This window comes from Clostridium sp. AF19-22AC (assembly GCF_003479085.1).
In the GTDB taxonomy this organism is placed as follows: domain Bacteria; phylum Bacillota; class Clostridia; order Lachnospirales; family Lachnospiraceae; genus Faecalicatena_A; species Faecalicatena_A orotica.
The window spans coordinates 1-24,199 of the sequence record NZ_QUGN01000002.1 but is presented as its reverse complement, the minus strand read 5'-3'; the positions used below and the strand labels follow the sequence as shown (position 1 = coordinate 24,199).

Sequence of the window (24,199 nt, the reverse complement as noted above, 5' to 3'; positions counted from 1 at the left end):
CACGCTCAGGGAAGGGGCGGCTGATACTGTATTCCTTCCGGATATACACCGCAGCGCAGATTGAACATATCTGATTGCGTACCGGCAGCCCCTTAAAACCTATTGTCCCTTTACTGTGGCTGATATTTAGTTACCGTTCAGACCGTGCTGTGCACTCTGCCGGCCGGCAGTTCTAATCAGCATCTGACGGGAACTGGTCTGCATTCTCCTTCCAGACAATCTCAGTGTCTACATTTACAATCTTATCCACCGTCTCTCCTTCAAAGATCTTATGCAGTGCTTCCACGCACTCCGTGCCTGTTCCGGGTCCTCCGATGGATACTGTTGATACAAGCTCACCCGCCTGAATACTTGCCACTGCATTCGGGTTACCGTCAAAACTTACTACTTTTGCGTCAGATCCGGCCTCTTTGACTGCCTGTACTGCTCCAAGGCCCATCTCGTCGCATAAAGCGAAGATTACATTAATATCCTTATTTGCCTGAAGCATATTTGCTGCGGCATTCATTCCTTTTTCACGTTCCCAGTCGCCGGCCTGGCTTGCAACGACTTCAATGTCAGGGTATTTCTCCTTTGCCTTATCTACAAACCCGCCCATTCTCTCTGTTGTATGGTCAGATGGAAGTCCTTCTACAATCGCAACCTTTAACTTGTCCCCAAACTGTTCTGCCACGAAATCACATACTTTTCCGCCCGCTTCATACTGGTCATATCTTACATAGCATGCAACTTCTCCGCCAGCCAGTTCATTCTGTGTATTAAACATAATCACCGGGATGTCAGCCTCGTTTGCCTTCTTTACTGCTGCCACAATCGCATCACTGTTAATCGCACAGAGAATGATACCGTCAACCTTCTGTGTAATCATATCTTCAACTATCTGAACCTGTGCCGCATAATCTGATTCAGATTCCGGGGCCAGTGTTTTCAATTCATATCCCAGATCGTCACAAGCCTCCTGAGCGCCTGAAATTACGGACTTATAATAAGGAGAAATCATTGCCGGAGGTACAAGTGCAATTGTCTTCTTATCAACAGTATCTTCCGTCTTACTGTCCCCACTGTCGGTTTTACTGTCACTGTCTTTACTTCCTCCGCAGGCAGCAAGTGAAAATACCATACATACCGTTAAAATTAACACCACAAATTTTTTCATTCCTTTTCCTCCTTCGTTTTGGAAATGATGGAATAAAATCAATTCACAAAAGTGTGATTTATTCCTTTAATTTACTGGGTTTCTCTAAATATGAATCGATTCATTTTATGTCTAAATACTACCATGCCTGATTTAAGAATGCAAGGGGTATTTGTATTTTCTACAATAAACACAAAGACTATGTTACATTTTTATACAATATAGACAAAACAGGCTATTCTTATCCGGCAGTACCTGATCCTCGGTAATTTGGTGTAAACCCACGAAAAAAGGCTTCCCGGTCTCCCGGAAAGCCTTGTCCTGTCTTCATTAGTCAACAGAAATGATTTCTTTTTTGTTGTAAGAGCCACAAGCTTTGCATACTCTGTGAGGCATCATAAGTTCTCCACACTTGCTGCATTTCACAAGGTTCGGAGCACTCATCTTCCAGTTAGCTCTTCTCTTATCTCTTCTAGCTTTAGAAGATTTATTCTTTGGACAGATAGACATAGGTTACACCTCCTTAAAATTCTTAAACAAATCACGGACAACTGACATTCTCGGGTCAAGTCCTGTGTCTTCACAGTTACAGGTCCCCAGATTTAGGTTCTGACCACAAACGTTGCAAATGCCTTTACAGTCTTCCCTGCATAGAACTTTCGTCGGCCATCCTATCAATATCTCATTAAAGAGCAATTTGTCCACGTCAAGATGATATCCGTCAATGAAATTTGATTCATCTAATCCTTCCGGCAGATCAGCGTCTGGAATGTTGAGATCCACATGCTTGGTAAAATCCAGTACAATCTCCTGCTTTACATCCTCCAGGCAGCGGTCACAGGGAATGATTACACACACCTTGCTCTCGGCCTTGATCTGTAATTCCTTGTCCTTCACATGTGAAACGACAACGTGTACAGGTTCCTTACTGACAATCGGATATGACCCGGACTTTAAATCCATCGACTCCAGATTGAGCGGCACTGTCTCTTCAACTGTCTTGTGCTGTTCTGACAGAACGTCTGATAGGTTAATTAACATCTTCATAACTCCTATTCATACCTAAATTATTATATCATGTAAAAATAGTTTGTCAACAAGAAAAATACAGATTCTGGCATAAATATCATCTTTCAAAGGGGTCTGACCCCTTTGCGGTCCATATTCAGAATATTCTGACAAAGCAAGTGAGCGGATTTATGACCCGCTCACTTTTATGGAACTCTTTGATTTCCCTGACAGACTTATTTTACGAGTGCTACTGTCTCTCTTGCGATTGCCAGTTCTTCGTTTGTAGGGATTACGAGTACATTTACTTTTGAATCCGGAGTGGAGATGATGACTTCCTCTCCTCTTGCTGCGTTTGCTTCTTTATTGATCTCTATTCCAAGGAACTGGAGATATTTACATACTTCTGCACGGATTGCGCCGTCGTTCTCACCGATTCCGGCTGTGAAGACGATGTTGTCTACACCGTTCATGGCTGCCACATAGCTTCCTACGTATTTTGCAACTCTGTAGGCAAATACTTCAAGAGCTACCTTTGCCTGCTGGTTGCCGTCTTCTTCTGCAGCGCAGAGGTCACGGAAATCACTGGAGAGTCCGTTTGAAAGTCCGTATACGCCGGACTCTTTATTCAGGACCTTCATCAGTCCTTCGATATCCAGATCCTCCTTCTTTGCGATAAATTCCAGAATGGCCGGGTCGATATCTCCGGAACGTGTTCCCATTACAAGACCTTCAAGTGGTGTTAATCCCATTGATGTATCGACAGATTTCCCGTTCAGGACTGCACATACGCTTGCACCGTTTCCAAGGTGGCAGACAATTGTCTTCGTAGCATCGTATGGCTTGCCAAGAATCTCTGCAGCTCTTTTGGAAACATAGCTGTGGCTTGTTCCGTGGAAGCCGTAACGTCTAACTTTATATTTCTCATAGTAAGCATACGGAAGTCCGTACATGTATGCTTTCTCCGGCATGGTCTGATGAAATGCGGTGTCAAATACTGCAACCATAGGTGTGTTCGGCATCAGCTTCTCACATGCGTTTACACCGATTAAGTTGGCAGGATTGTGCAGAGGTGCAAGGTCATTACACTCTTCTACTGCTTTCTTAACTTCTTCTGTGATGATAACGGAAGATGCAAACTTCTCTCCGCCGTGTACCAGACGGTGCCCGACAGCGCCGATCTCGTCCAGACTCTTTACCACGCCTGTCGCTTCATCTGTCAGCGCATCGATTACAAACTGGATTGCCTCTGTATGGGTAGGCATGTCCTTTGCAGTTTTTACTTTCTCTCCGCCGGCAGGCTGATAAGTAAGGCTGCCATCAATTCCGATTCTTTCGCAGAGACCTTTTGCAAGTACTTCTTCTGATTCAGAGTTGATTAACTGGAATTTTAAAGAAGAACTTCCACAGTTGATTACTAATACATTCATTTTCTTTACCCTCCTGAAATTGTATATATAAGGGGCATCGTTGATGCTGCCTGCACGCTTCGGGCGTCCGCAGCGGCATCTGCCTCTCTTAAACATAACCTGATGATTTACTGTGCCTGTGCCTGCACTGCTGTGATTGCGACAACGCCTTCGATGTCTTCAGCGCTGCAGCCACGTGATAAATCATTAACAGGAGCTGCGATTCCCTGTGTAAGAGGTCCGTACGCTTCTGCTTTTGCCAGTCTCTGAACCAGCTTGTACCCAATATTTCCGGCATCCAGATCCGGGAAGATCAATACGTTGGCATGTCCTGCAACCGGGCTTCCCGGAGCCTTGGATTCCCCAACAGAAGGTACGATCGCTGCATCCAGCTGCAGTTCTCCGTCAAGCTTTAATTCCGGTGCCAGTGCTTTTGCAATCTGGGTTGCCTCAACTACTTTATCCACATCCGCATGCTTTGCACTTCCTTTTGTAGAGTGTGAAAGCATTGCTACGATAGGTTCTTTTCCTGTCAGTGTTCTGAAAGACTCTGCGGAAGAAACTGCGATATTTGCAAGCTTCTCCGGATCCGGGTTCTGCTCCAGACCGGAATCTCCGAAGATAAATGTTCCGTCTGCCCCCATATCACAATCTGGCACTACCATTACGAAGAATGCGGAAACCAGTTTAGTTCCGGGTTTTGTCTTCAGGATCTGCAGGCATGGGCGGAGCGTATCTGCCGTGGAGTGGCACGCACCGGATACCATTCCGTCTGCATCCCCCATCTTCACCATCATAACACCATAGTACAGGTAATTTGTCAGAAGGATTTCTCTTGCCTGCTCCTCTGTCATTCCCTTTTTCTGTCTGAGTTCTACCAGTTTCGCGATATAAGCATCTGTCTTGTCGCTTGTGGCAGGGTCTACAACCGTTGCGCCGGAAATATCATATCCTGCGCCGTTCTTCTCGATCTCTTCCTTACTTCCCACGAGGATCAGGTCAGCGGTCCCCTCCTTCAAAACTGCTTCTGCAGCCTTGTAAGTTCTTGCGTCTTCTGTTTCCGGAAGTACAATCGTCTTCTTATCAGCCTTTGCTCTTGCCTTGATTTCATCAATAAATCCCATGATTTAAAGCCACCTTTCATTTTTTCTCACTTCTTTCATTATAACGCAAAGAAATTTTGTATACAAGTAGATTGCATGTGCATTTTTAAGTACAATCTCCAATTCGTTACTATTCACGGCCAGAGGCCATGCATAGTAACGGCATCTGGTTCATTTTAAGTCGCCTAAAGGCGAAGAACCAGATGCTCGAAGCCATCACTTTATTGGCTCGGATGCCGTGCAGCGCGGTGCACGGCCCCGTGAATATTAACTCCAATTTCTGCTATATCTCAGCGGGATTCTTCCCTTACAGGTGGAAAACCGCCGTTACAATGTTAAAATAAACAAGAATCGTACAGGTATCCAGTATCGTCGTGATAAGCGGGGCCGCCATGATGGCCGGGTCCAGCCCCAGTTTCTTTGCCAGGAGGGGCAGGGTGCAGCCGATGCATTTTGCCATAACAACAACTGCCATCATCGTCAGTCCCAGCGCAAACGCAAGCGTCAGGTTCTGATCATACATAATATAGATACGGATTCCGTTTACAACAGCCAGAAGGCAGCTTACAACAAAGGCCACACGTATCTCTTTAAAAATGACCCTGAATATATCTTTGAATTGAATCTCGCCGACCGCAAGCCCGCGTATGATCAGCGTCGAGCTCTGTGACCCACAGTTACCGCCGGTTCCCATGAGCATGGGGATAAATGTGATCAGCACGGGCATGACCGCCATCGCGGCCTCATAATGTCCGAGAATCTCCCCGGTTACCGTCGCGGAAAGCATCAGCAGCATCAGCCAGAGCGTCCTGTTCTTTGCATGTTTGAATACGGAAGTCCCGAAATAGGAGTCTTCATTCGGGCTGACACCGGCCATGATACTGATATCTTCCGTGGTCTCATCCTGCAGGACAAACATCGCGTCATCAACCGTTACCAGACCGACAAGGCAGTTCTCATGATCGATGATCGGAATCGCAACAAGGCCGTACTTTTTAATCGTAATCGCGACATCTTCCTTATCATCCAGCGTCTTTGCACAAAGCACATTTTCATCCATGATCTCTTCTATCAGTCTGGATTCACCTGCTGTCAGAAGATCTTTGACATCGACGGCACCGATGAGTTTTTTCTTTTCCGTGACATAACAGGTGTAGATAGTCTCTTTGTTGATCCCGACCTGCCTGATCTTAAGGATTGCATCGGCAACCGTCATTTCTTTCCTGAGGCTGATGTAATCCACATTCATAATACTTCCTGCACTGTCATCCGGATACTGCAGAAGTATATTGATCTTCTGCCGCGTCTCCTCGTCCGTCACCATCAGCAGACGGTCGACAACGTTCGCCGGCATTTCCTCGAGCACGTCAACGGTATCATCGACATACATCTCATCCATGACCTCTTCCAGCTCGGAATCAGTCAGGGCATTGATCAGGTCCTCACGCATATCACTGTTCATATCCGTGAATACTTCTGCCGCCTCTTCCTTGGCAAGCAGACGGAATACCAGCATCTGCTGCTTCTGGTCAAAGTCCTCCAGCATCTCCACGATATCGACCGGATGCATGGATTCCAATTCTTCTTTTAGTTCTTTAAATTTCCGCTGTTCCAGCAGTTCAAGTATCATTTCTTTTTCCATGCCATACACCCTCTTTTGTTTTTCTCTGCTCTTCTTTATCTTTCACATAAACCGTCTTTTATAAACAAAAAACTCACTCTATAACATCCCGTCTTTTTATAGTATAATGGTTAATAAATTGATATACAAGGAGATTCTTATGAAAATTGTCGGCTTAATTACTGAATATAATCCATTTCACAATGGTCATCAATATCATATCGAGAAGTCAAAAGAGGTCACAGGCGCCGACACGGTACTCGTGATTATGAGCGGAGATTATGTGCAGCGGGGGACTCCGGCCATCATGCCTAAATATATCCGGGCGGAAATGGCGCTGGAGTGTGGTGCTGGCGCGGTGTTCGAACTCCCAGTCTGCTATGCTACCGGGAGCGCCGAACTTTTCGCGATGGGCGCCGTATCCTTCTTAGACAGCCTCGGAATTGTAGATTCCATCTGCTTCGGCAGTGAATGCAACGATCTGGAAGGACTACAGACCGTCGCCGGTGTGCTCTGCGAGGAACCGGCCGAATACAAAAATTTTCTACAGACAAATCTGAAAGCCGGCCTTTCCTTTCCTGCCGCAAGACAGGAGGCATTTTCCGCCTATATGAGAAACACCGCATATTCGCACCTGCTGGACGATCCGAACAACATTCTCGGCATCGAATATTTAAAGGCGTTGAAAAAGCTGGGCAGTTCTATAAAGCCTTACACTATCAGACGTCAGGAGTCCGGTTACCATGATACGCAGCTCCAGTCCAATTACAGTTCTGCGTCCGCAATCCGTTCCCTGCTCGCCTATTCTGGTTCCGCGCTGAGCACGCGTTCGGGCGGGGGCACGTTTGAGAACACACACTTTTCAAATATCCTGAACGAACTGGAGGATCAGGTGCCGGCCTGCTGCCTGGAAATCCTGAAGGATTACCACCATGTCATGTATCCCGTGTATCAGAACGATTTTTCCCTGATCATGAAGTATAAACTTTTAAATAAAACTGCCCGGGACCTGGACCGTTATATGGATGTATCCGAAGAACTGGCAAACCGGATCAGCAACCAGCTGAACAACTTCTTCAATTACAAACAGTTCTGCGAGCTGCTTAAGACGAAAGAGGTTACACAGACGCGCATCAACCGCGCACTGCTGCACATTATGCTCGGGCTCAAGAAAAGTAACGTGGAGGAATATATAGACGGCGGTTACCACTATTATGCCCGGCTTTTGGGCGTACGGAAAGACCGGGAAAGGGTTCTGGGCAGCGTCGTTAAGAATGGGACCCTGCCCCTTCTCACCAATCTCTATGATACGGAGGAGCTTCCGGAAGCCGGCAGGAAAATGCTTCATCACGACATTCTTGCTTCAAACTTGTATAAATCCGTCATAACCGATAAATATAAGACTGCCTTCCAGAACGAATACAGTCAGCCGATCCTGAAAGTTTGACCCGGGAACAGACGTGGGTCTGCCTGTTCCTGCATCCGGCTCCTGTTTTACATCTGGCAGTCCGGCCGTGCAAAAAAAGGTGCCGGGGCAAGAATGATTCAGGCCCCGGCACCTTTTTCTTTTTGAATCAGTACTGTCTTTATAACCGCTTCATACAGGTCACCGCCATTGCCCCTGCCCCGATATGGCAGGCTACGCTTAAGGATAGCGGTCCCTCAATAATCTCATACTGTGGAAACCTCTCATGGATTTCCTGCTTCCATGCCTGTGCCTCTTCTTTGCCACAGGTATAAGCCATTCCCAGAACCATCTGGTCTTCCTTTCCTGCAAAACGTTCCTTCAAATCTGTTTCGATCGCTTTGAGCATGGTGCGCTTTGCCGCCTTCCATCCTCTCACCTTCGCGAAAGCGTCCAGTTTTTCTCCCTGGATCTGCAGGACCGGCTTCAGGTTCAGCACTGTACCGAGTGCCGCAGCGGCAGGTGTGATCCTTCCGCCCTTCTTCAGATATTTCAAAGTATCCACTGTAATATAGATGCTGGCTTCCAGTTTTTCCTTTTCCAAAATCTGTTTGATCTCAAGGGCAGATTTTCCTTCCTCCCTCAGTTTGAGTGCGTCAAGAACCGACTGTACCTGTGTGACAGAAATCCTCTGGTTGTCAACGACCTGTACCCGGCCTTCATAATCTGCTGAAAGTATAACTGCGTTTTCACAGCTTCCGCTTAAACCGCTGGACATCGGGATATGCACCACCTCATCATGTTCCTTGAGCAGTTTATCCCAAAGATCCAGAAGGTCCCCCGGAGCCGGCTGAGATGTGGAGATATCGGAATCGTCGCCAAGCTTTTGATAAAACTCTTCCTGAGAAAGAGTGATATCTTCTAAAAACAGTTCGCCGTCAATGAAAAATGGCATCGGCAGGACATAGATTCCCATCTCTTTTCCCTGTTTTTGTGTAATTCCACTATTACTGTCTGTTACAATGGCAATTTTCTTCATAAATAATTATTTCCCCTGTTTTAGTTTTTGAAACTGTGTATTGGTGCAGGGATTCTGCCTGCCCTGCCTATAAACTCCTCACAACTGAATTCGTTTACCGGCATGATCGGAGCATAACCGAGGAGGCCGCCGAACTCTGCTGTCTCTCCCACATCTTTTCCGATTACCGGGATCAGGCGTACTGCCGTCGTCTTCTGGTTCACCATACCGATCGCCATCTCATCCGCAATGATGCCGGAAATGGTACCTGCTGTTGTTTTCCCCGGAATTGCTATCATATCTAATCCGACAGAGCATACGCATGTCATGGCCTCCAGCTTTTCAAGCGTCAGGGCGCCTACATTAACCGCGTCAATCATGCCCTGGTCTTCACTGACCGGGATAAATGCACCGCTTAAGCCGCCCACGTAGGAAGACGCCATAACGCCGCCCTTTTTCACCTGGTCATTGAGCATGGCCAGCGCCGCTGTTGTTCCGGGTGCACCAACTCTCTCCAGACCGATCTCCTCAAGAATCTCTGCCACACTGTCTCCCACTGACGGAGTCGGGGCCAGGGACAAGTCTACGATTCCGAATGGGACACCCAGTCTCTTGGACGCTTCCCCTGCAACAAGCTGGCCGACGCGGGTTACCTTGAAGGCAGTCTTTTTGATCGTCTCACAGAGTTCTTTGAACCCCTTTCCACGTACTTTTTCCAGAGCCTTTTTGACAACTCCGGGACCGCTGACACCAACATTAATAACCGCATCCGCCTCTGTAACACCTAAGAACGCACCAGCCATGAACGGGTTATCATCCGGTGCATTACAGAAAATCACGAGCTTTGCGCAGCCTAAAGAATCATTTTCTTTCGTTGCCTCGGCCGTATCCTTCACAATCTGCCCGCACAGGCGCACTGCATCCATGTTGATTCCTGTTTTTGTGGAACCTACATTGACAGAACTGCAGATTCTCTCTGTCACTGCCAGGGCCTGAGGGATTGAACGGATCAGGTTCTCATCACTTTTTGTCATTCCTTTGGAAACAAGTGCGGAATATCCGCCGATAAAATTGACATCCACCTCTTTTGCCGCGCGGTCCAGTGTCTTTGCAATCGTCACAAAGTCTTCCGGGCTCTTGCATGCCGCGGCACCTATCAGCGAGATCGGGGTGATGGAGATTCTTTTATTTACAATCGGGATGCCAAACTCCCTTTCAATGTCATTTCCTGTAGATACCAGGTTCTTCGCCAGCCCGGTAACCTTTTCATATATCTTACGGTTCAGTTCGTTAAGATCAGAGTCGATACAGTCAAGCAGGCTGATCCCCAGAGTGATGGTACGGACATCCAGATTCTCCTGCTCAATCATTTTATTGGTTTCAGACACTTCATACATGTTAATCATAGTACTTTATCCTCGCATTCTACACTTCTTATCAGTTTCCTCTTACAGTCTGTGCATCTTCTCAAATATCTCTTCTCTCTGACAGCGGATATTTACACCGATCTCCTCACCGAGTGCTTCCATCTCATCGCAGACCAGTTTGAAATCTTTCTCGAGGCTGGTCACGTCCACGATCATCATCATATTAAAATATCCCTGGATGATCGTCTGGGAGATATCCAGAATGTTGATCTTATGTTCTGCCAGATATGTGCATACCTTTGCAGTAATTCCCACCGTATCTTTTCCTAAAACTGTTACAATACACTTCTTCATTTTCTCTTCCTCCTAAGCATTTAAACGGTAATAATCTCTGAAATCATATCTCTGTTGGCAACCGCCATATCGAGGTCTTCACCACGGTAATCATTGTCGCCGAGAGTTACTTCCAGTTTCACTGTCTCATAGGCAAGCTTCGCATAATTGTTCTCCTTGCTGAGATGTCCAAGCACGATGTGCTTCAAATTATCATGTAGTATATCACAAAGAAGCCGTCCTGACAATTCATTCGATAAATGCCCTTTATCTCCCATTACCCTCCGTTTCAGGTAATATGGGTAGGAACCGACTTCCAGCATATGTATGTCATGGTTTGCCTCCAGAAGCACTGCATCCAGATTCTGGAGCTTTTCTACCGTGTATTCATCATAAATTCCCAGGTCCGTCGCCACTGCAACCGATTTGCCCCCACAGTTCATCCTGTAGCCGGACGGCTCGTTTGCATCATGCGAAATACGGAACGGATCTATGGTAATATCCCCCAGTGTGAAACTTTCATCCGTATGGATCGGGTTGAGAAGTCCTTCCGGCATCTTCCCCAGCGGGCCGTAGGACCGGATTCCCGCGATTGTTCCCGGTGTTGCATAGATCGGAATCTCATATTTCCGGCTAAAAACGCCCAGTCCCTGTATATGGTCCGAATGCTCATGGGTAATGAGAATCCCTTTCAGTTCATCTCCTTTAATATCCAGTTCTTTCAGGCCGGCATCAATCTTTTTTTTACTGATCCCCGTGTCTACGAGCAGGTGTGTCTGGTCACTTCCCACGTAAATACAGTTCCCGCTGCTGCCGCTCGCAATGCTGCATAATCTCATATTCTTTCTCCTATTTGTTTCTTTGTATCTTCAAATGTCCCGCTGTTGTCAATCACCGTCCTGCAGGCTTGGCGGAACACATCCTCACTGGACTGGGCCGCCATCATATGGCTGATTTTTTCATCGGAATACCCCCTGGAATCTTTTAATCTTTTCCTCCTGACGTCTTCCCGTGCATAAATATACCATAACTCCGGACAGATGTCTTCATAACCTGCTTCCGGCAGAAGGGCCGCCTCAATCACGTAAAGCGGCACCTTCCTCTCTTCTTTTTCTATCATATCCCGTTCCACCCAGCGTTTTACCTCAGGATGGACGATCTCGTTTAAAATCTTCCGTTTTTCCTCATCCCGGAAAATAATGGAGGCCAGCTTCTGCCTGTCCAGTTCCCGGTCCTCACCCAGAATTCCGGTTCCAAACGCTTCTATAATCTTTTGATAACATATGCCGCCCTGCTTCTGGAGTTCTTTGGCTACCTCGTCCAGCTGGCAGACAACCGCCTTGTATTCTTTCTCTAAATAGTGCAGGACCTCACTCTTTCCCGAGCCTACACCTCCTGTGATTCCTAAGACTTTCATATGCGTTCTCCTGCACTGCCTGCGGCCGCAAAATGATGTTTATTTTGCTTCATACCAGTTCTCACCTGTGTGCATGTCCACGATCAGGGGCACATCCAGATCTGCGGCCTGTTCCATCTGCCGTTTCAGAATCTCCTGTACAGTCTCAAGCTCTTCCTTGTCAGCCTCGATTAAAAGCTCATCGTGTACCTGCAGGATCAGTTTTGACTTCAGGCCCTTTTCTTTCAGCTCCTTGTTTACCCCGATCATGGCAATTTTCATGATATCCGCCGCAGATCCCTGAATCGGGGCGTTCATGGCAACACGCTCTCCGAAGTTGCGCTGCATAAAATTACTTGATTTCAGCTCCGGCACGGGTCTTCTCCTGCCGAAAAGCGTTACTACATAGCCCTCTTCTTTGGCGTGGGCCACGGTATCATCCAGAAAACGTTTGATGCCCGGATAGGTTTCAAAGTAATTCTCGATATACTGGGCAGCCTCTTTCCTCGTGATACTCAAATCCTGGCTCAGTCCGAAGGAGCTGATCCCATATACGATCCCAAAATTTACTGCCTTCGCATTCCTGCGCTGCAGGTCGGTCACCTCATCAAATGGTGTGTGGAATACCTGTGATGCCGTCATCCGGTGAATATCCCTTGCCTCTTTGTATGCCTGGATCAACTGCTCGTCCCCGGAACAGTGGGCCAGTATACGCAGTTCGATCTGGGAATAATCGGCATCAATAAAGACACAGCCCTCCTTCGGTACGAATACCTTTCTGATCAGGCGCCCCAGTTCCATTCTCACCGGAATGTTCTGCAGATTGGGTTCCGTGCTGCTGATCCGTCCCGTAGCCGTGATTGTCTGGTTGAATTTTCCGTGGATTCTGCCATCGGAGGATATATATACCGCCAGTCCGTCCGCATAGGTTGACTTCAGTTTGGATAGCTGCCGGTACTCCAGCACCTTTTCCACAACAGGATAATCCGGTGCCAGTTTGTCAAGCACATCAGCGGCCGTGGAGTATCCTGTCTTTGTCTTCTTCCCGTTCGGAAGCTGCATATGGTCAAACAAAACGACACCAAGCTGCTTTGGCGAGTTAATGTTAAATGTTTCCCCCGCCATTTCATAAATCTCTTTTTCCAGTTCTACGATACGTGCGCCAAGCTGTTCCCCGTAAAACTTCAGCGCCTCTGCCTCAACCTGTATTCCCGCCTGTTCCATATCGAATAAGGTAAATACAAGCGGCATTTCAATATCTGTAAAGAGATGGTACATCCCCTCTGCCTGCATTTTCTCCGTCAGGGAGCCTGCAGCGGCATATGCCGTATAAGCCTCGTAGCAGGCTTTTGTCATCGGGTCAGCCTTCTCATCTATCATCAGGTTTAACTGTTCTCTGGCCACATCCTCATATGTGTAATCGTTCTTCAGAGGATTTAAAAGATAGGCGGCCACAGTCGCATCAAAACAGTTCTCCTGCTTTGTTATTTTAACAACCGGAAGATATTTTTTCAAATCAAACATAGAAAATGTCTGCACGTTTTCTGCAAGATGCGCCAGCCTTTCAAAGAGATAATCCATCTCCATATCAGGGCCGCAGACGATAGAATAGATCTTGTCCTTTCCATATGCAATAGTCAGCCTCCCATAGCCGGATGCGTGCGCAAACAGCGGAAGTACATTCCCGTTATCTTCTGTCAGTGCCGCTCCCACTGTACTGGCCTTTTCTGCCTCCTTAAAGACTTTCTCTGCCCTGTCTTTTTCGGTAATCTCTTTAAAATGGGACTCGATTTTATTGGAGGATGCCTCGACATCAAAACGGCTCAGGAGATTTTTAAACTGTAATTTCTGAAAATAATCGTGCGCCTCTTTTGTATACGGGTCGCCGTGTTTTGCGGCTTCCAGATGGAACTCGATGTCCGCATGGGTATTGATCGTAGCCAGTGTCTTGCTCATGCACGCCTGGTCCCAGTATTCCTGCAGGTTCTTGCTGGCTCTGGGCGGTTTTAGCTCCGAAGCATGGGCATACGCATTCTCGATGTTCCCGTACTCCATGATGATCTTTGTCGCTGTCTTTTCCCCGACTCCCGGAACACCCGGGATATTGTCGGATGCATCTCCCATCAGTGCTTTAACATCAATAAACTCAACCGGGGTCACCCCGTATTTGTCTTTTACATCCGAAGCATAGTAATCCTCAACCTCTGTCCTGCCCTGCTTTGTCTTCGGAATGCGGATCTTGACATGCTCTGTTGCCAGCTGCAGGGTATCCCTGTCACCTGATATAATCGCAACGTCCATCCCTTTTTCCTCGCAGATTCTGGAGATCGTTCCGAGAAGGTCGTCTGCTTCCAGACCTGCTTTCTCGATGATCTCGACATCCATTGCCCTGAGCACTTCCTTAATCACGGGAACCTGCTGTCTGAGTTCCTCCGCCATCGGCTTCCTCGTCCCCTTATATTCCGCATACATCTCATGGCGGAATGTGGGGGCATGTACGTCAAATGTCACCGTGAGATACTCCGGTTTCTCCTCGTCCAGAATCTTGAACAGGATATTTAAAAAACCATAAATAGCGTTCGTATGGAGTCCTTCCGAATTCGTCAGGTCCGGTACCCCATAGAACGCTCTGTTTAAAATGCTGTGGCCATCTATCAATACTATCTTTTCTCTCATCTTCTTTATTCTCCATTATCCGGTACCTGTACTTTACCGGAAATCTTCATTAATCATATGATGTTGGGGGCAAAATCCTTTTGACCCTGACATTATCATATTAGAGTATACACTAAAATCTTTCTTTTTAAAAGGCCATTTTTATGTTATGATGAAAAGTAGATTTTTTAATAGGTGCTGCAGAATGCTTTTCCCTGCACACAGTACCATTCAATTTTAGTGACAGAAAGGAATCGAATCTATATGGACGGAATTATTTTTGATGTAGACGGCACACTGTGGAATTCCACGGATACTGTAGCCGAATCATGGAATCAGGCTATTGCCGCGCACTCCAATCTGGATGTCAGGATTGACGGTGATATGCTGAAAAATTTGTTTGGAAAACCAATGGATGAAATATACGATGCCGTTTTCCCCGAGCTCTCCGAAGAAGAGCAGCAGAAACTCGGAGATCTCTGTTTTGAGTATGAAAATAAGCTTCTGGAGACAAAGCCCGGGATTCTGTACGAAGGCGTTGCTGAAACGCTGCGGGCTCTTTCTGAAAAAACGGATCTTTATATCGTCAGCAATTGTCAGTGCGGCTATATCGAAGTGTTTATGAAGACTTCCGGCCTTGAGGATGTAATTAAGGACCATCTCTGTTTCGGTGACACACTTACTTCCAAAGGCCAGACAATCCTGACACTGATGGGCCGCCACGGGCTGAAGGATGTTGTTTATGTGGGGGATACCCTGGGGGATTACCAGGCATGCCAAGAGGCCGGGATTCCTTTTATCTTCGCGGAATATGGCTTCGGTGAGGTTCCTCAGGCAGATGACAGAATAAGCAGGATTGCGGAACTGCTGTCACGTTTTTAAAACTTTTTTATTCTCTCTCTTATAGAGCAGCCAGGGATTGCTGAAATGTTTGTCATGACTTTCAGGCAATCCCTTTTTGTTTCATCCTAATCTGCCGGGAATGGATTCCGCATTTCATTACTCTGCGCTTTTTACGGCCGCTTTCATTGTTTTTACATATTCCCGCAGTGCTTCTTCGGCATGGTCTTTATGTTTCTCTATTAATTTCACGATCGCGCTGCCGACGATTGCCCCGTCGGAGGCAGCAGCCATTGTTTCTGCCTGATCGGGCGTGCTGATGCCGAACCCGACTGCTGCCGGAATATCGGTCACTTCTCTAATAGAAGAAACGATGGCCGGGATATCGGTCTCGATATTGTTTCTCACGCCGGTCACGCCCATCGATGATACGATATACAGAAAGCCCTTTGCTTCTTTTGCAATCATCTGTATCCGCTGTCTGGATGTCGGTGCAATCATGGAAATCACATCTACCCCGTGGGTTTTAGCGATTTCAGCAAGATCCCCCTTTTCCTCGTAGGGGAGGTCCGGGATGATGATGCCGTCCACTCCCAGTTCCTCACATTTTTCGAAAAACGCCTCGTACCCGTAATGGAAAACCGGGTTTAAGTAGGTCAAAAAGACAAGCGGGATCTGGCTTTTCCTGCGCACTTCCTCCACAATACCGAAGACGCCGTCCGTCGTCATTCCCTTTCTTAATGCGCGGATGTTCGCTTCCTGTATGACTGGCCCCTCTGCCGTAGGATCGGAAAACGGGATTCCGATTTCAATCAGATCTGCACCGGCTTCTTCCATTGCCAGAATGTAGTCTGCTGTTTTTTCGGCTGATGGGTCGCCCGCTGTCAGGAATGCTATGAATGCTTTTCCGCCGGCAAATGCATTTTTTATCTTACTCATGAATATCTACCCCCTTATATCTTGCGATTGCCGCAACATCTTTGTCTCCGCGTCCTGACAGACAGATGATCATAGACTCATCTTTCCCCATCAGCGGTGCGATTTTTCTTGCATATGCGATTGCATGTGCACTCTCAATCGCACAGATGATGCCCTCTGTTCTTGCCAGATACTCGAATGATTCGACTGCCTCGTCATCCGTCACCGGCACATACTCGGCACGGCCGGAATCTCTTAAGTAGGCATGTTCTGGTCCGATCCCCGGATAGTCCAGACCAGCGGAAATGGAGTATACCGGGGCAATCTGCCCGTACTCATCCTGACAGAAATAGGATTTCATCCCGTGGAATACACCCAGTGTCCCTTTTGCCATCGTAGCCGCATGCTGGTCTGTGTCGATTCCCTTTCCGGCCGCCTCACAGCCGATCAGCCTCACACTCTCATCCCTGATAAAGTTGTAGAACATTCCCATCGCATTGCTGCCGCCTCCAACACAGGCAAGCACTGCCGCCGGGAGTTTTCCTTCCGCAGATAAAATCTGGGCCCTTGCCTCCTGGCTGATGACGCTCTGGAAGTCTCTGACGATCATTGGGAAAGGGTGCGGCCCCATAACGGAACCTAACACATAATGCGTATCGGATACCCGGTTCGTCCACTCACGCATCGTCTCATTGACTGCATCTTTCAGTGTCTGGGTGCCGCTGGTCACTGCATGGACTTTTGCCCCTAAGAGTTCCATCCTGTATACATTCAGCGCCTGACGGTCTGTATCCTCTTTTCCCATGAACACTTCACATTCCATCCCAAGAAGCGCTGCAGCCGTCGCCGTGGCTACCCCGTGCTGTCCTGCACCGGTCTCAGCAATCACGCGGGTCTTACCCATCTTTTTCGCGAGAAGCACCTGACCGAGCACATTATTGATTTTATGGGAGCCTGTGTGGTTTAAATCCTCCCGTTTCAGGTAGATTTTCGCCCCGCCCAGATCCTTCGTCATCTTCTCCGCATAATACAAGAGAGACGGGCGTCCTGCATACTCATTCAGTAATTTTTTCAGTTCTTGTTTGAACTGTGGGTCCTTTTTGTAATACTCGTACTGTTCCTCCAGATGAATCAATTCATTCATTAATGTTTCGGAGATGTACTGCCCTCCGAATTCACCGTATCTTCCTTTCGACATTTCGAATCCTCCTGACTGCTTCTTCTATTTTTTTCCTATCCTTTTTCCCATCTGTCTCTACCCCGCTGCTCATATCCACACCATAAGGGTGCACCTTGAGAGCCGCTTCGGCCACGTTTTCCGGGGTCAGCCCTCCTGCAAGGAAGAAAGGCTTTTCAACCCGTGTAATCCTGCCGTAATCAAACTGCTGCCCAGTCCCTCCTGCCCCGCTGTCCAATAGCAGAAAATCAACCCGGCTTGCATCCCACATACGGAGTTCCTGCGAAAAGCGGTCCCCTGTCATAGAAACTGCCTTCACCACAGGGACATCACAGCGGTACTTTAACTTCTCCATGAACGCCACACTCTCTGAGCCGTGGAGCTGTACAAGATCGATCACCTGCTTCTGCACCAGATCCACAATATTCTCCAGTGTCTCATCCACAAACACGCCCGCCGCGCGAATCCCCTGATCCAGCCGATTTTTTAACTCAAGGGCCGTCTGGGGAGAGACATACCTCCGGCTTTTCGGGGCAAAAACAAATCCAATCATATCCGGGCGGTTTCCATTCACCGCATCAATATCTTCCGGGCGGCTCAAGCCGCAAATCTTAATCTTCATAAAGCCTCCCTGACTACTAAAATCAGAATATTCTGAATATGGACCGCAAAGGGGTCTGACCCTCCTGCAGAGGGGTCAGACCCCTTTGCGGTTCTTCCATTATCCACGAAATTCACCCAGCATTTTTTTCTTATTGTCTGACCGCATCAGTGTTTCTCCGATCAGCACGGCATCTGTTCCGTTTTCCTTCAGGCGTCTGACATCTTCCGGCGATTTGATTCCGCTTTCGGATACATACAGTACGTCTTTGGGCACCAGTCTTCTGAGCCGCTCACTCGTATGGATATCAACCTGGAATGTCTTCAGGTCCCGGTTGTTGACACCGATAATTCTGGCCCCGCATGCCAGTGCCCTTCTTACTTCTTCCTCTGTATGCGCCTCTACCAGAGCGGACAGTCCCAGTTCCTGTGCTATTTCCATATATGTCATAAGCTGCCTGTCATCTAATATGGCGCAGATCAGCAGGACTGCGGATGCCCCGATACACTTTGCCTCATACAGCATATACGCATCTACTGTAAAATCTTTTCTCAGGATTGGAATATTAACCACACGCTCTATCTCTTTCAGATAATCGTCGCTTCCCTGGAAATAAAACGGTTCTGTCAGCACGGAGAGTGCAGATGCGCCTGCCTGCTCGTATTCTCTTGCTATCTCCCTGTAAGGAAATTCTTCTGCAATCACACCTTTGGAGGGTGACGCTTTTTTTACTTCGCATATAAAAGAGATACCTTCCCGGGCCAGTGCCTTCTCGAACGGGAAGGGAAATATCCCCCCGTTTCTTTCCTTCTCTGTCCCGGCCAGCAGGTATGCCTTTTCCTTCAATTCTTCTTCGGAAACCTGCTGCCTCCTTTTTTGGATTCTTTCCCTCGTTTTTTCTGCTATTTCCTCCAGTATCATATCAGCCACCTCTAGTCTTCTTCATTGGAACAGCGAATGAACTCTTCCAGTTTCTGAAGTGCCTTCCCGCTGTCGATAGTTTCTCCGGCAAGTCTGACGCCATCTTTGAGCGTATCTGCCTTTCCGGCCACATACAGGGCCGCTCCGGCATTCAGCAACACGGCGCTTCGTTTTGCACCGGTTTCTTTTCCATTCAGAATCGCCCTTGTGATTTCTGCATTCATCTTTGGTGTTCCACCCAACAGTTCGTTTTTATCACTGCGACGGAAGCCAAACTCTTCCGGGGTGATGGTGTATGAATGGAACTCCCCGTCCTTGATCTCGCAAACGGTTGTGGGGGCACTCATGGAGATTTCATCCAGCTGGTCCTGACCGTATACAACCATCGCATTTTTTACCCCCAGTTTGGATAATACCCTTGCCAGCGGCTCTACAAGTGCCTCTTCATATACACCCATGACTTCCATATTAGCGCCTGCCGGATTGGCAAGTGGTCCGAGGATATTAAAAATGGTTCTGATTCCCAGTTCCTTTCTGACAGGGGCCACATATTTCATTGCTATATGATAATTCTGGGCAAACAAGAAGCAAATTCCGATTTTTTCCAGAAGCTTCGCACTCTTTTCCGGTGGAATGTTGATCTTTACCCCTAACTCTTCCAGAACATCTGCCGCACCACATTTACTGGATGCCGCCCTGTTTCCGTGTTTTGCTACAGGCACACCTGCCGCTGCAATGACAAGTGCGGATGTCGTGGAAATGTTAAAGGAATTGGCTCCGTCTCCCCCGGTGCCGACGATTTCCAGTGCATCCACGTTATGGAGCAGTTTCACACAGTGTTCACGCATATCAGCGGCGGATGCTGTGATTTCATCAATTGTCTCCCCCTTTAAGCTCATGGCTGTCAGGTAGGAACTCATCTGTACATCGCTCGCCTCCCCGCTCATGATCTCATCCATCACCTGATATGCCTCCCCATAGGTCAGGTTTTCTCTTTTTGCCAGCTTTAAAATTGCCTCTTTAATCATCATGTCTTACTTCCTTTCCGCTTTTCTTTTCTATATTTAAAAAGTTGTGTATGATTTCAGAACCGTCCGGCGTCAGAATGGACTCTGGGTGGAACTGGAGTCCGTATACCGGATATTCTTTATGTTCAACTGCCATAATTTCCCCGTCCGTTGTCCTTGCAGTCACTTTCAGCATGCATGGAAACCCTTCTTCACTGACTGCAAGGGAATGGTATCTGGCAACAGGAATCTGCTCCTTCATTCCTCTGAACAATCTGCTCTCTCTGTTTAAACATACCTTTGATGTCTTTCCGTGCATCAGTTCCTTCGCGTATGTCACTTCTGCCCCGAATGCCTGGCAGATGGACTGGTGTCCAAGACATACACCCAAAACAGGGATTTCCCTGTATAACTGCTTCACCACTTCCACACAGACTCCTGCGTCTTCCGGTCTTCCCGGCCCCGGGGAAAGCACGATATAATCCGGGTTCATCTCCCGTATTTCCCCTACCGTCTTTTCATCGTTACGGATCACCTGTATATCTTTGCATTCCGCCCCAAGAAGCTGGTACAGGTTAAAAGAAAAACTGTCATAGTTATCTATCAGTAATATCATTCTTCCATCCCCTCTCCCGCTCTTTCGATCGCGTTTGTCACCGCTTTTGCCTTATTGATGCACTCCTGATATTCCATCTCCGGCTCACTGTCTGCCACGATTCCGGCGCCGGAACACACATATACCTTGCTGCCCTTTGCATAGGCCATGCGGATCGCTATACAGGTATCCAGATTTCCGGTGAAGTCAATGTACCCGACTGCACCTCCGTAAATTCCACGTTTCAGATCCTCCAACTCATTAATAATCTCACATGCCCTGATTTTTGGAGCGCCCGACAAAGTCCCGGCCGGGAGAATTGCATCGACCGTATCCATGAAATCTTTATCATCCCTGATTTCTCCGCTGACCGTAGAGCCGATGTGCATCACATGGGAAAAGCGTTCAATGCTCTGGTATTTTTCAAGCTGCACCGTGCCAATCCTGCTGATCTTCCCGATGTCGTTTCTCCCTAAATCCACCAGCATATTGTGCTCCGCCAGTTCCTTTTCATCCGCCAGCAGTTCTTTTTCCAGCCTGATGTCCTCCAAAATCGTCTCTCCTCTCTTTCGTGTCCCAGCCAGAGGAAACGTATGGAGCGTTTTATCCTCCAATTTCACAAGCGTCTCCGGCGATGCACCTGCAATTTCAATATCATTACTGGAAAAATAGAACATATACGGGGACGGATTCGTGCTTCTTAACACTCTGTAGACATCCAGAATACTGCCTTCCATCTCCGCCTCCAGCCGGTTCGACAGAACAACCTGAAAAATATCCCCCTCATAGATATGCTGCTTCGCAGTTTCAACCATGCCGCAGTATTTTTCTTTCGTAAAATGCGGCTGAAAACCACTTTTCAGATGCAGCGGAACATGCTCTTTCATTTCCCCAGCCTGCACGATTTCTTTCAGTCTCTCCAGTCTTTCGCATGCTTTCTCATACTCGTTTTCAAGATTTCCATTCAAAGGCATATTCACAACAAAAACAATTTTCTGCCTAAGGTGGTCAAACGCAATTACCTGATCAAACAGCATCAGATCCACATCCCTGAAATGCGCCTCATCCTTCGCATCCAGCTTCAGTGTTGGTTCCACATACTTGATATAATCATAAGAAAAATATCCTACAAGACCTCCCGTAAAAGAAGGAAGCCCTTCCACCTTCGGCGCCCCGTGGTCCCGGATCACCTTTCGGATATATTCTCCCGGTCTGGCGGTCTCAACCTCTGTAACATCGCCATTCTTAATACAGAGCCTCCCGTTCCGGCAGCTGATTTCCATCGTTGGTTCAAAGCCCAGAAAACTATAACGCCCCCATCGCTTCGCATCCTCCGCGCTCTCCAGCATATAACAGTGTTCACTGACATTCTTCAACTTCCTCAAAACACTGATGGGAGTATACATATCAGAAAACATCTCCATACTGACCGGCATCGTGCGAAAATCCCCTGCTGCCGCTAACTCAATTGCCTGTTTCAAATCTGGATAAGTCATATAGTTCTCCTTTCTGGGGACGTAATATTTCTTAGGTTTACTACGTCCCTAATTAAGTTTTGCCCTGTACCTAAGTGAAGATTGCCCTGTACCTAAACGTATCTTACACTTGTCAGAGATTCCTTTTTATTTAATAAGCAATCTTATCGTATCGTCATTCAGTGTTTAAGGCCCTCTGTTTTTTGAACATAGTAGAATTTTAAGAGTATTTTTTTAATAACAAAAAATCCGCCCATGACATTACGCAATTCATGTAATGTCAAGGACGGATTGAATCATCAATTCGCGGTGCCACCTTGATTCACAGACTAATTCTGTGCACTTAGCAAGATACTATCATATCTCCGGCGACTTACGTACGCCCATACGTCATGCTATACTCGGCAGTTATGCCTTTCCCCCATGCCCTCAGCGGTCCATTTAACAAACTGCGTTTACCTGAATCCCACCACCTCAGGCTCTCTGTGAATGCACGATATGTTTTTATCTCCGCTTCAACGGTTTAGCTTATTAAATTATGCTTTATTATATACAGGTTATTTGAAAATGTCAACCAAATTTTTTAATTTTTTCTATATTCCTTTTTTATAAAGTGTATAGGAATAAATGGCAGGAATCAGCACCAGAAGTATAAGCAGGGGGAAAATTAGTTTTCCTATCTGTAAGAAGGCATTCAGCAGGAAACAGATGCCACCTGCTATCCAGAGCTTACCAGTGAATCTGGATGTACGGTTCCAGTTTTCAGCACTGTTAAGTGTCCAGGGAAGTTTCATCCCCACCGTGTAGCTCTGTTTTCCTTTTGGCATATAATTTCCGAGTGCAGCAAAAAAGATTCCGATGAGCAGATTCGCCCACAATCCTACATTCACTTTTATACCGACAGCGGTCATGTAAATTGTTCCGCAGCATACCCAGGATATAATCGGTATAAACCAAAAGATCAATTTCAGTAATTTAGGGCCGACATTCTGTTTCTTTGGATCGTTTAATGTCGCAAAAACGCAGATCAGCTGTACTGCCAGCAGGAACACCGGCATTCCAAATACCGCCGTTGCCTTGCCTGCCCATCCATTCGCCACATTATCCATCCCCCAGTGGACAGCAACCTTATCAGGCATCCTGCCCCAGAGCAGTATCCCGGCCAGCATCGGGAGAATCGTAATCACGCTTGTTATTATGATTTGTTTTTTGTATTCCTTCATGTCAATTCTCTCCTTTCAGTTCCGACAGCCAAAGCATAATTTCCTCCACAACAGACGTATTTAATTCATAATAAATATAGTTCTTTATCTTTGTCTCACTTACAAGATCCGCCTTTTTCAGCACACTGAGGTGGTAAGAAATTGTTGCTCCCGTCATCTCAAAATGACTTGCGATCTCTCCTGCCGGCATGGTTCCGTCCTTAAGCAGTACCAGAATCTCCCGCCGGACAGGATCAGAGAGTGCCTTAAATGTTTCCGCAAAGCTCATCTGCATCCCTCCTTTTTCTCAGAAAATCTATTTAGAAATCTTTCTAATTACTTTATATCATAACAGGCACAAAAAATCAACAAGTATTTAGATGTTTTTCTAAATACTTGTTATCCGTTCACATATCGTTACATGTACCATATCTCCCGGCTGTTTCCCTATTTTTTGTCTAATATCTTTCCTTACACCTATGATGTGGTTCGGCGTCTTCATTCTGACTAAACTTCCATCATATGGCACTCCGTCAAAAGTAGCCCGGACCTTAACCCTGCCCCTGCCGAATTCTTCTTTGACATCATAAGGAAAATCAATATATGCGCCGTCGATATCAGGCACTTTCTTTAATATTGCATCGAATTCATATACTTTTTCATTCATCATCCGTCTCTCCTATTCTGCTGCCATGATATCTTATCTTCCCCATCCGCTTCAAAATATAAACTGTATAAAATCACAAAAAGCGTGAAACCTGATTCACTCAGTTTCACGCTCTTATGCGGCTGGTGGGACTTGAACCCACACGAGGTCACCCCCGCAAGATTTTGAGTCTTGTGCGTCTGCCATTCCGCCACAGCCGCTTACCCGGTCTGTAAGAAGCAGAAATCCTTCTGCTCTTCAAACCGAATTTTATCTTATCATATCCGACAATTTTTTGCAATACCTTTTTTATTACTCTTTCCTATTCCTAAAATGAAATTTTAAATTCCACTCCCCTATTCCCCGG

At 47.0% G+C, this 24,199-nt stretch carries 24 protein-coding genes and 1 tRNA gene; 2 read left to right on the top strand and 23 right to left on the bottom strand.

Annotation, left to right across the window (positions count from 1 at the left end; translation table 11 throughout):
* Positions 1-172 precede the first annotated feature (172 nt).
* The 6 genes from DWX43_RS02190 to mgtE form a co-directional block, all read right to left on the bottom strand.
* Positions 173-1,156: a sugar ABC transporter substrate-binding protein gene (locus tag DWX43_RS02190; protein ID WP_118618553.1), complete on the bottom strand. Its 984-nt coding sequence runs from the start codon at positions 1,154-1,156 to the stop codon at positions 173-175.
* Between the two features lie 309 nt (positions 1,157-1,465).
* Positions 1,466-1,645, bottom strand: a complete 180-nt coding sequence (rpmF, locus tag DWX43_RS02185; protein WP_004068723.1) for a 50S ribosomal protein L32 — start codon at positions 1,643-1,645, stop codon at positions 1,466-1,468.
* A gap of 3 nt (positions 1,646-1,648) precedes the next feature.
* Entirely contained in the window at positions 1,649-2,176 is a 528-nt protein-coding gene (locus DWX43_RS02180) for a DUF177 domain-containing protein (protein ID WP_109729173.1), read from the bottom strand.
* Between the two features lie 203 nt (positions 2,177-2,379).
* Entirely contained in the window at positions 2,380-3,573 is a 1,194-nt protein-coding gene (locus DWX43_RS02175) for an acetate kinase (RefSeq protein WP_109729172.1), read from the bottom strand.
* Between the two features lie 107 nt (positions 3,574-3,680).
* On the bottom strand, positions 3,681-4,676 hold the full coding sequence (gene pta, locus DWX43_RS02170) for a phosphate acetyltransferase (protein ID WP_118618551.1): 996 nt from the start codon (positions 4,674-4,676) through the stop codon (positions 3,681-3,683).
* A gap of 286 nt (positions 4,677-4,962) precedes the next feature.
* The gene (gene mgtE / locus DWX43_RS02165; protein WP_109729170.1) at positions 4,963-6,297 is read right to left on the bottom strand and encodes a magnesium transporter; all 1,335 of its coding nucleotides are present in this window, start codon (positions 6,295-6,297) and stop codon (positions 4,963-4,965) included.
* A 139-nt stretch (positions 6,298-6,436) separates the two neighbouring features.
* Between mgtE and DWX43_RS02160 the strand changes: the two genes are divergently transcribed.
* Positions 6,437-7,723 carry a nucleotidyltransferase gene (locus DWX43_RS02160; protein WP_118618549.1) on the top strand — a complete coding sequence of 429 codons (1,287 nt, stop codon included), beginning with the start codon at positions 6,437-6,439 and terminating at the stop codon, positions 7,721-7,723.
* Between the two features lie 139 nt (positions 7,724-7,862).
* On the opposite strand, the gene DWX43_RS02155 is transcribed toward DWX43_RS02160, so the two are convergent.
* The 6 genes from DWX43_RS02155 to polA are packed head-to-tail and all read right to left on the bottom strand — an operon-like array spanning position 7,863 to position 14,471.
* Positions 7,863-8,720, bottom strand: coding sequence for a DegV family protein (locus DWX43_RS02155; RefSeq protein WP_109729168.1), 858 nt, complete (start codon positions 8,718-8,720; stop codon positions 7,863-7,865).
* A gap of 20 nt (positions 8,721-8,740) precedes the next feature.
* Positions 8,741-10,105, bottom strand: coding sequence for a PFL family protein (locus DWX43_RS02150; RefSeq protein ID WP_109729167.1), 1,365 nt, complete (start codon positions 10,103-10,105; stop codon positions 8,741-8,743).
* 42 nt (positions 10,106-10,147) lie between these two features.
* Positions 10,148-10,420 (bottom strand): ACT domain-containing protein, encoded by a 273-nt coding sequence (locus tag DWX43_RS02145; protein WP_109729166.1) that lies wholly within the window; start codon positions 10,418-10,420, stop codon positions 10,148-10,150.
* A gap of 20 nt (positions 10,421-10,440) precedes the next feature.
* Positions 10,441-11,238 (bottom strand): MBL fold metallo-hydrolase, encoded by a 798-nt coding sequence (locus DWX43_RS02140; RefSeq protein ID WP_109729165.1) that lies wholly within the window; start codon positions 11,236-11,238, stop codon positions 10,441-10,443.
* Positions 11,235-11,816 (bottom strand): dephospho-CoA kinase, encoded by a 582-nt coding sequence (gene coaE, locus DWX43_RS02135; RefSeq protein ID WP_118618547.1) that lies wholly within the window; start codon positions 11,814-11,816, stop codon positions 11,235-11,237. Before coaE ends, DWX43_RS02140 begins: the two co-directional genes overlap by 4 nt.
* Before the next feature lie 39 nt (positions 11,817-11,855).
* Complete coding sequence (polA, locus tag DWX43_RS02130) at positions 11,856-14,471, bottom strand: DNA polymerase I (protein ID WP_118618545.1); 2,616 nt, start codon at positions 14,469-14,471, stop codon at positions 11,856-11,858.
* Positions 14,472-14,714: 243 nt separating this feature from the next.
* On the opposite strand from polA, the gene DWX43_RS02125 reads away from it, so the two are divergent.
* Positions 14,715-15,332, top strand: a complete 618-nt coding sequence (locus DWX43_RS02125) for an HAD family hydrolase (protein WP_118618543.1) — start codon at positions 14,715-14,717, stop codon at positions 15,330-15,332.
* 117 nt (positions 15,333-15,449) lie between these two features.
* Here DWX43_RS02125 and trpA read toward each other — a convergent pair whose 3' ends face one another.
* The 11 genes from trpA to DWX43_RS02070 all read right to left on the bottom strand — a co-directional run bounded on the left by trpA (position 15,450) and on the right by DWX43_RS02070 (position 24,053).
* Positions 15,450-16,229 (bottom strand): tryptophan synthase subunit alpha, encoded by a 780-nt coding sequence (gene trpA / locus DWX43_RS02120; RefSeq protein ID WP_118618541.1) that lies wholly within the window; start codon positions 16,227-16,229, stop codon positions 15,450-15,452.
* Positions 16,222-17,406 (bottom strand): tryptophan synthase subunit beta, encoded by a 1,185-nt coding sequence (gene trpB / locus DWX43_RS02115; protein WP_118618539.1) that lies wholly within the window; start codon positions 17,404-17,406, stop codon positions 16,222-16,224. The genes trpA and trpB overlap by 8 nt, the downstream gene beginning before the upstream one ends.
* Positions 17,384-18,007: a phosphoribosylanthranilate isomerase gene (locus tag DWX43_RS02110; RefSeq protein ID WP_109729159.1), complete on the bottom strand. Its 624-nt coding sequence runs from the start codon at positions 18,005-18,007 to the stop codon at positions 17,384-17,386. Before DWX43_RS02110 ends, trpB begins: the two co-directional genes overlap by 23 nt.
* 99 nt (positions 18,008-18,106) lie before the next feature.
* A complete protein-coding gene (gene trpC, locus DWX43_RS02105) occupies positions 18,107-18,907 on the bottom strand; it encodes an indole-3-glycerol phosphate synthase TrpC (protein WP_118618900.1) in 801 nt (266 codons plus the stop codon).
* Between the two features lie 11 nt (positions 18,908-18,918).
* A complete protein-coding gene (gene trpD, locus DWX43_RS02100) occupies positions 18,919-19,935 on the bottom strand; it encodes an anthranilate phosphoribosyltransferase (RefSeq protein WP_109729812.1) in 1,017 nt (338 codons plus the stop codon).
* Positions 19,928-20,530, bottom strand: a complete 603-nt coding sequence (locus DWX43_RS02095) for an aminodeoxychorismate/anthranilate synthase component II (protein WP_109729158.1) — start codon at positions 20,528-20,530, stop codon at positions 19,928-19,930. Before DWX43_RS02095 ends, trpD begins: the two co-directional genes overlap by 8 nt.
* Entirely contained in the window at positions 20,527-22,005 is a 1,479-nt protein-coding gene (trpE, locus tag DWX43_RS02090; protein WP_118618537.1) for an anthranilate synthase component I, read from the bottom strand. Before trpE ends, DWX43_RS02095 begins: the two co-directional genes overlap by 4 nt.
* Before the next feature lie 572 nt (positions 22,006-22,577).
* On the bottom strand, positions 22,578-23,207 hold the full coding sequence (locus DWX43_RS02085; RefSeq protein WP_118618535.1) for an SdpI family protein: 630 nt from the start codon (positions 23,205-23,207) through the stop codon (positions 22,578-22,580).
* Between the two features lies 1 nt (position 23,208).
* Positions 23,209-23,475, bottom strand: a complete 267-nt coding sequence (locus DWX43_RS02080) for an autorepressor SdpR family transcription factor (RefSeq protein ID WP_146203241.1) — start codon at positions 23,473-23,475, stop codon at positions 23,209-23,211.
* Between the two features lie 99 nt (positions 23,476-23,574).
* Entirely contained in the window at positions 23,575-23,853 is a 279-nt protein-coding gene (locus tag DWX43_RS02075) for a DUF1905 domain-containing protein (protein ID WP_109729154.1), read from the bottom strand.
* Between the two features lie 117 nt (positions 23,854-23,970).
* Positions 23,971-24,053, bottom strand: a tRNA-Leu gene (locus DWX43_RS02070).
* Positions 24,054-24,199: the final 146 nt, after the last annotated feature.

Coding starts and splice junctions, on each gene's coding strand:
- DWX43_RS02175 (WP_109729172.1), bottom strand. CDS start 3,573: ATGAATGTATTAGTAATCAACTGTGGAAGTTCTTCTTTAAAATTCCAG.
- DWX43_RS02110 (WP_109729159.1), bottom strand. CDS start 18,007: ATGAAGATTAAGATTTGCGGCTTGAGCCGCCCGGAAGATATTGATGCG.
- polA (WP_118618545.1), bottom strand. CDS start 14,471: ATGAGAGAAAAGATAGTATTGATAGATGGCCACAGCATTTTAAACAGA.
- DWX43_RS02150 (WP_109729167.1), bottom strand. CDS start 10,105: ATGATTAACATGTATGAAGTGTCTGAAACCAATAAAATGATTGAGCAG.
- pta (WP_118618551.1), bottom strand. CDS start 4,676: ATGGGATTTATTGATGAAATCAAGGCAAGAGCAAAGGCTGATAAGAAG.
- DWX43_RS02075 (WP_109729154.1), bottom strand. CDS start 23,853: ATGAATGAAAAAGTATATGAATTCGATGCAATATTAAAGAAAGTGCCT.
- mgtE (WP_109729170.1), bottom strand. CDS start 6,297: ATGGAAAAAGAAATGATACTTGAACTGCTGGAACAGCGGAAATTTAAA.
- rpmF (WP_004068723.1), bottom strand. CDS start 1,645: ATGTCTATCTGTCCAAAGAATAAATCTTCTAAAGCTAGAAGAGATAAG.
- DWX43_RS02080 (WP_146203241.1), bottom strand. CDS start 23,475: ATGAGCTTTGCGGAAACATTTAAGGCACTCTCTGATCCTGTCCGGCGG.
- DWX43_RS02095 (WP_109729158.1), bottom strand. CDS start 20,530: ATGATATTACTGATAGATAACTATGACAGTTTTTCTTTTAACCTGTAC.
- trpD (WP_109729812.1), bottom strand. CDS start 19,935: ATGATTAAAGAGGCAATTTTAAAGCTGGCAAAAAGAGAAAACCTGACC.
- trpC (WP_118618900.1), bottom strand. CDS start 18,907: ATGATACTGGAGGAAATAGCAGAAAAAACGAGGGAAAGAATCCAAAAA.
- DWX43_RS02145 (WP_109729166.1), bottom strand. CDS start 10,420: ATGAAGAAGTGTATTGTAACAGTTTTAGGAAAAGATACGGTGGGAATT.
- trpB (WP_118618539.1), bottom strand. CDS start 17,406: ATGTCGAAAGGAAGATACGGTGAATTCGGAGGGCAGTACATCTCCGAA.
- coaE (WP_118618547.1), bottom strand. CDS start 11,816: ATGAAAGTCTTAGGAATCACAGGAGGTGTAGGCTCGGGAAAGAGTGAG.
- DWX43_RS02160 (WP_118618549.1), top strand. CDS start 6,437: ATGAAAATTGTCGGCTTAATTACTGAATATAATCCATTTCACAATGGT.
- trpA (WP_118618541.1), bottom strand. CDS start 16,229: ATGAGTAAGATAAAAAATGCATTTGCCGGCGGAAAAGCATTCATAGCA.
- DWX43_RS02190 (WP_118618553.1), bottom strand. CDS start 1,156: ATGAAAAAATTTGTGGTGTTAATTTTAACGGTATGTATGGTATTTTCA.
- DWX43_RS02155 (WP_109729168.1), bottom strand. CDS start 8,720: ATGAAGAAAATTGCCATTGTAACAGACAGTAATAGTGGAATTACACAA.
- DWX43_RS02140 (WP_109729165.1), bottom strand. CDS start 11,238: ATGAGATTATGCAGCATTGCGAGCGGCAGCAGCGGGAACTGTATTTAC.
- DWX43_RS02085 (WP_118618535.1), bottom strand. CDS start 23,207: ATGAAGGAATACAAAAAACAAATCATAATAACAAGCGTGATTACGATT.
- DWX43_RS02125 (WP_118618543.1), top strand. CDS start 14,715: ATGGACGGAATTATTTTTGATGTAGACGGCACACTGTGGAATTCCACG.
- DWX43_RS02180 (WP_109729173.1), bottom strand. CDS start 2,176: ATGTTAATTAACCTATCAGACGTTCTGTCAGAACAGCACAAGACAGTT.
- trpE (WP_118618537.1), bottom strand. CDS start 22,005: ATGACTTATCCAGATTTGAAACAGGCAATTGAGTTAGCGGCAGCAGGG.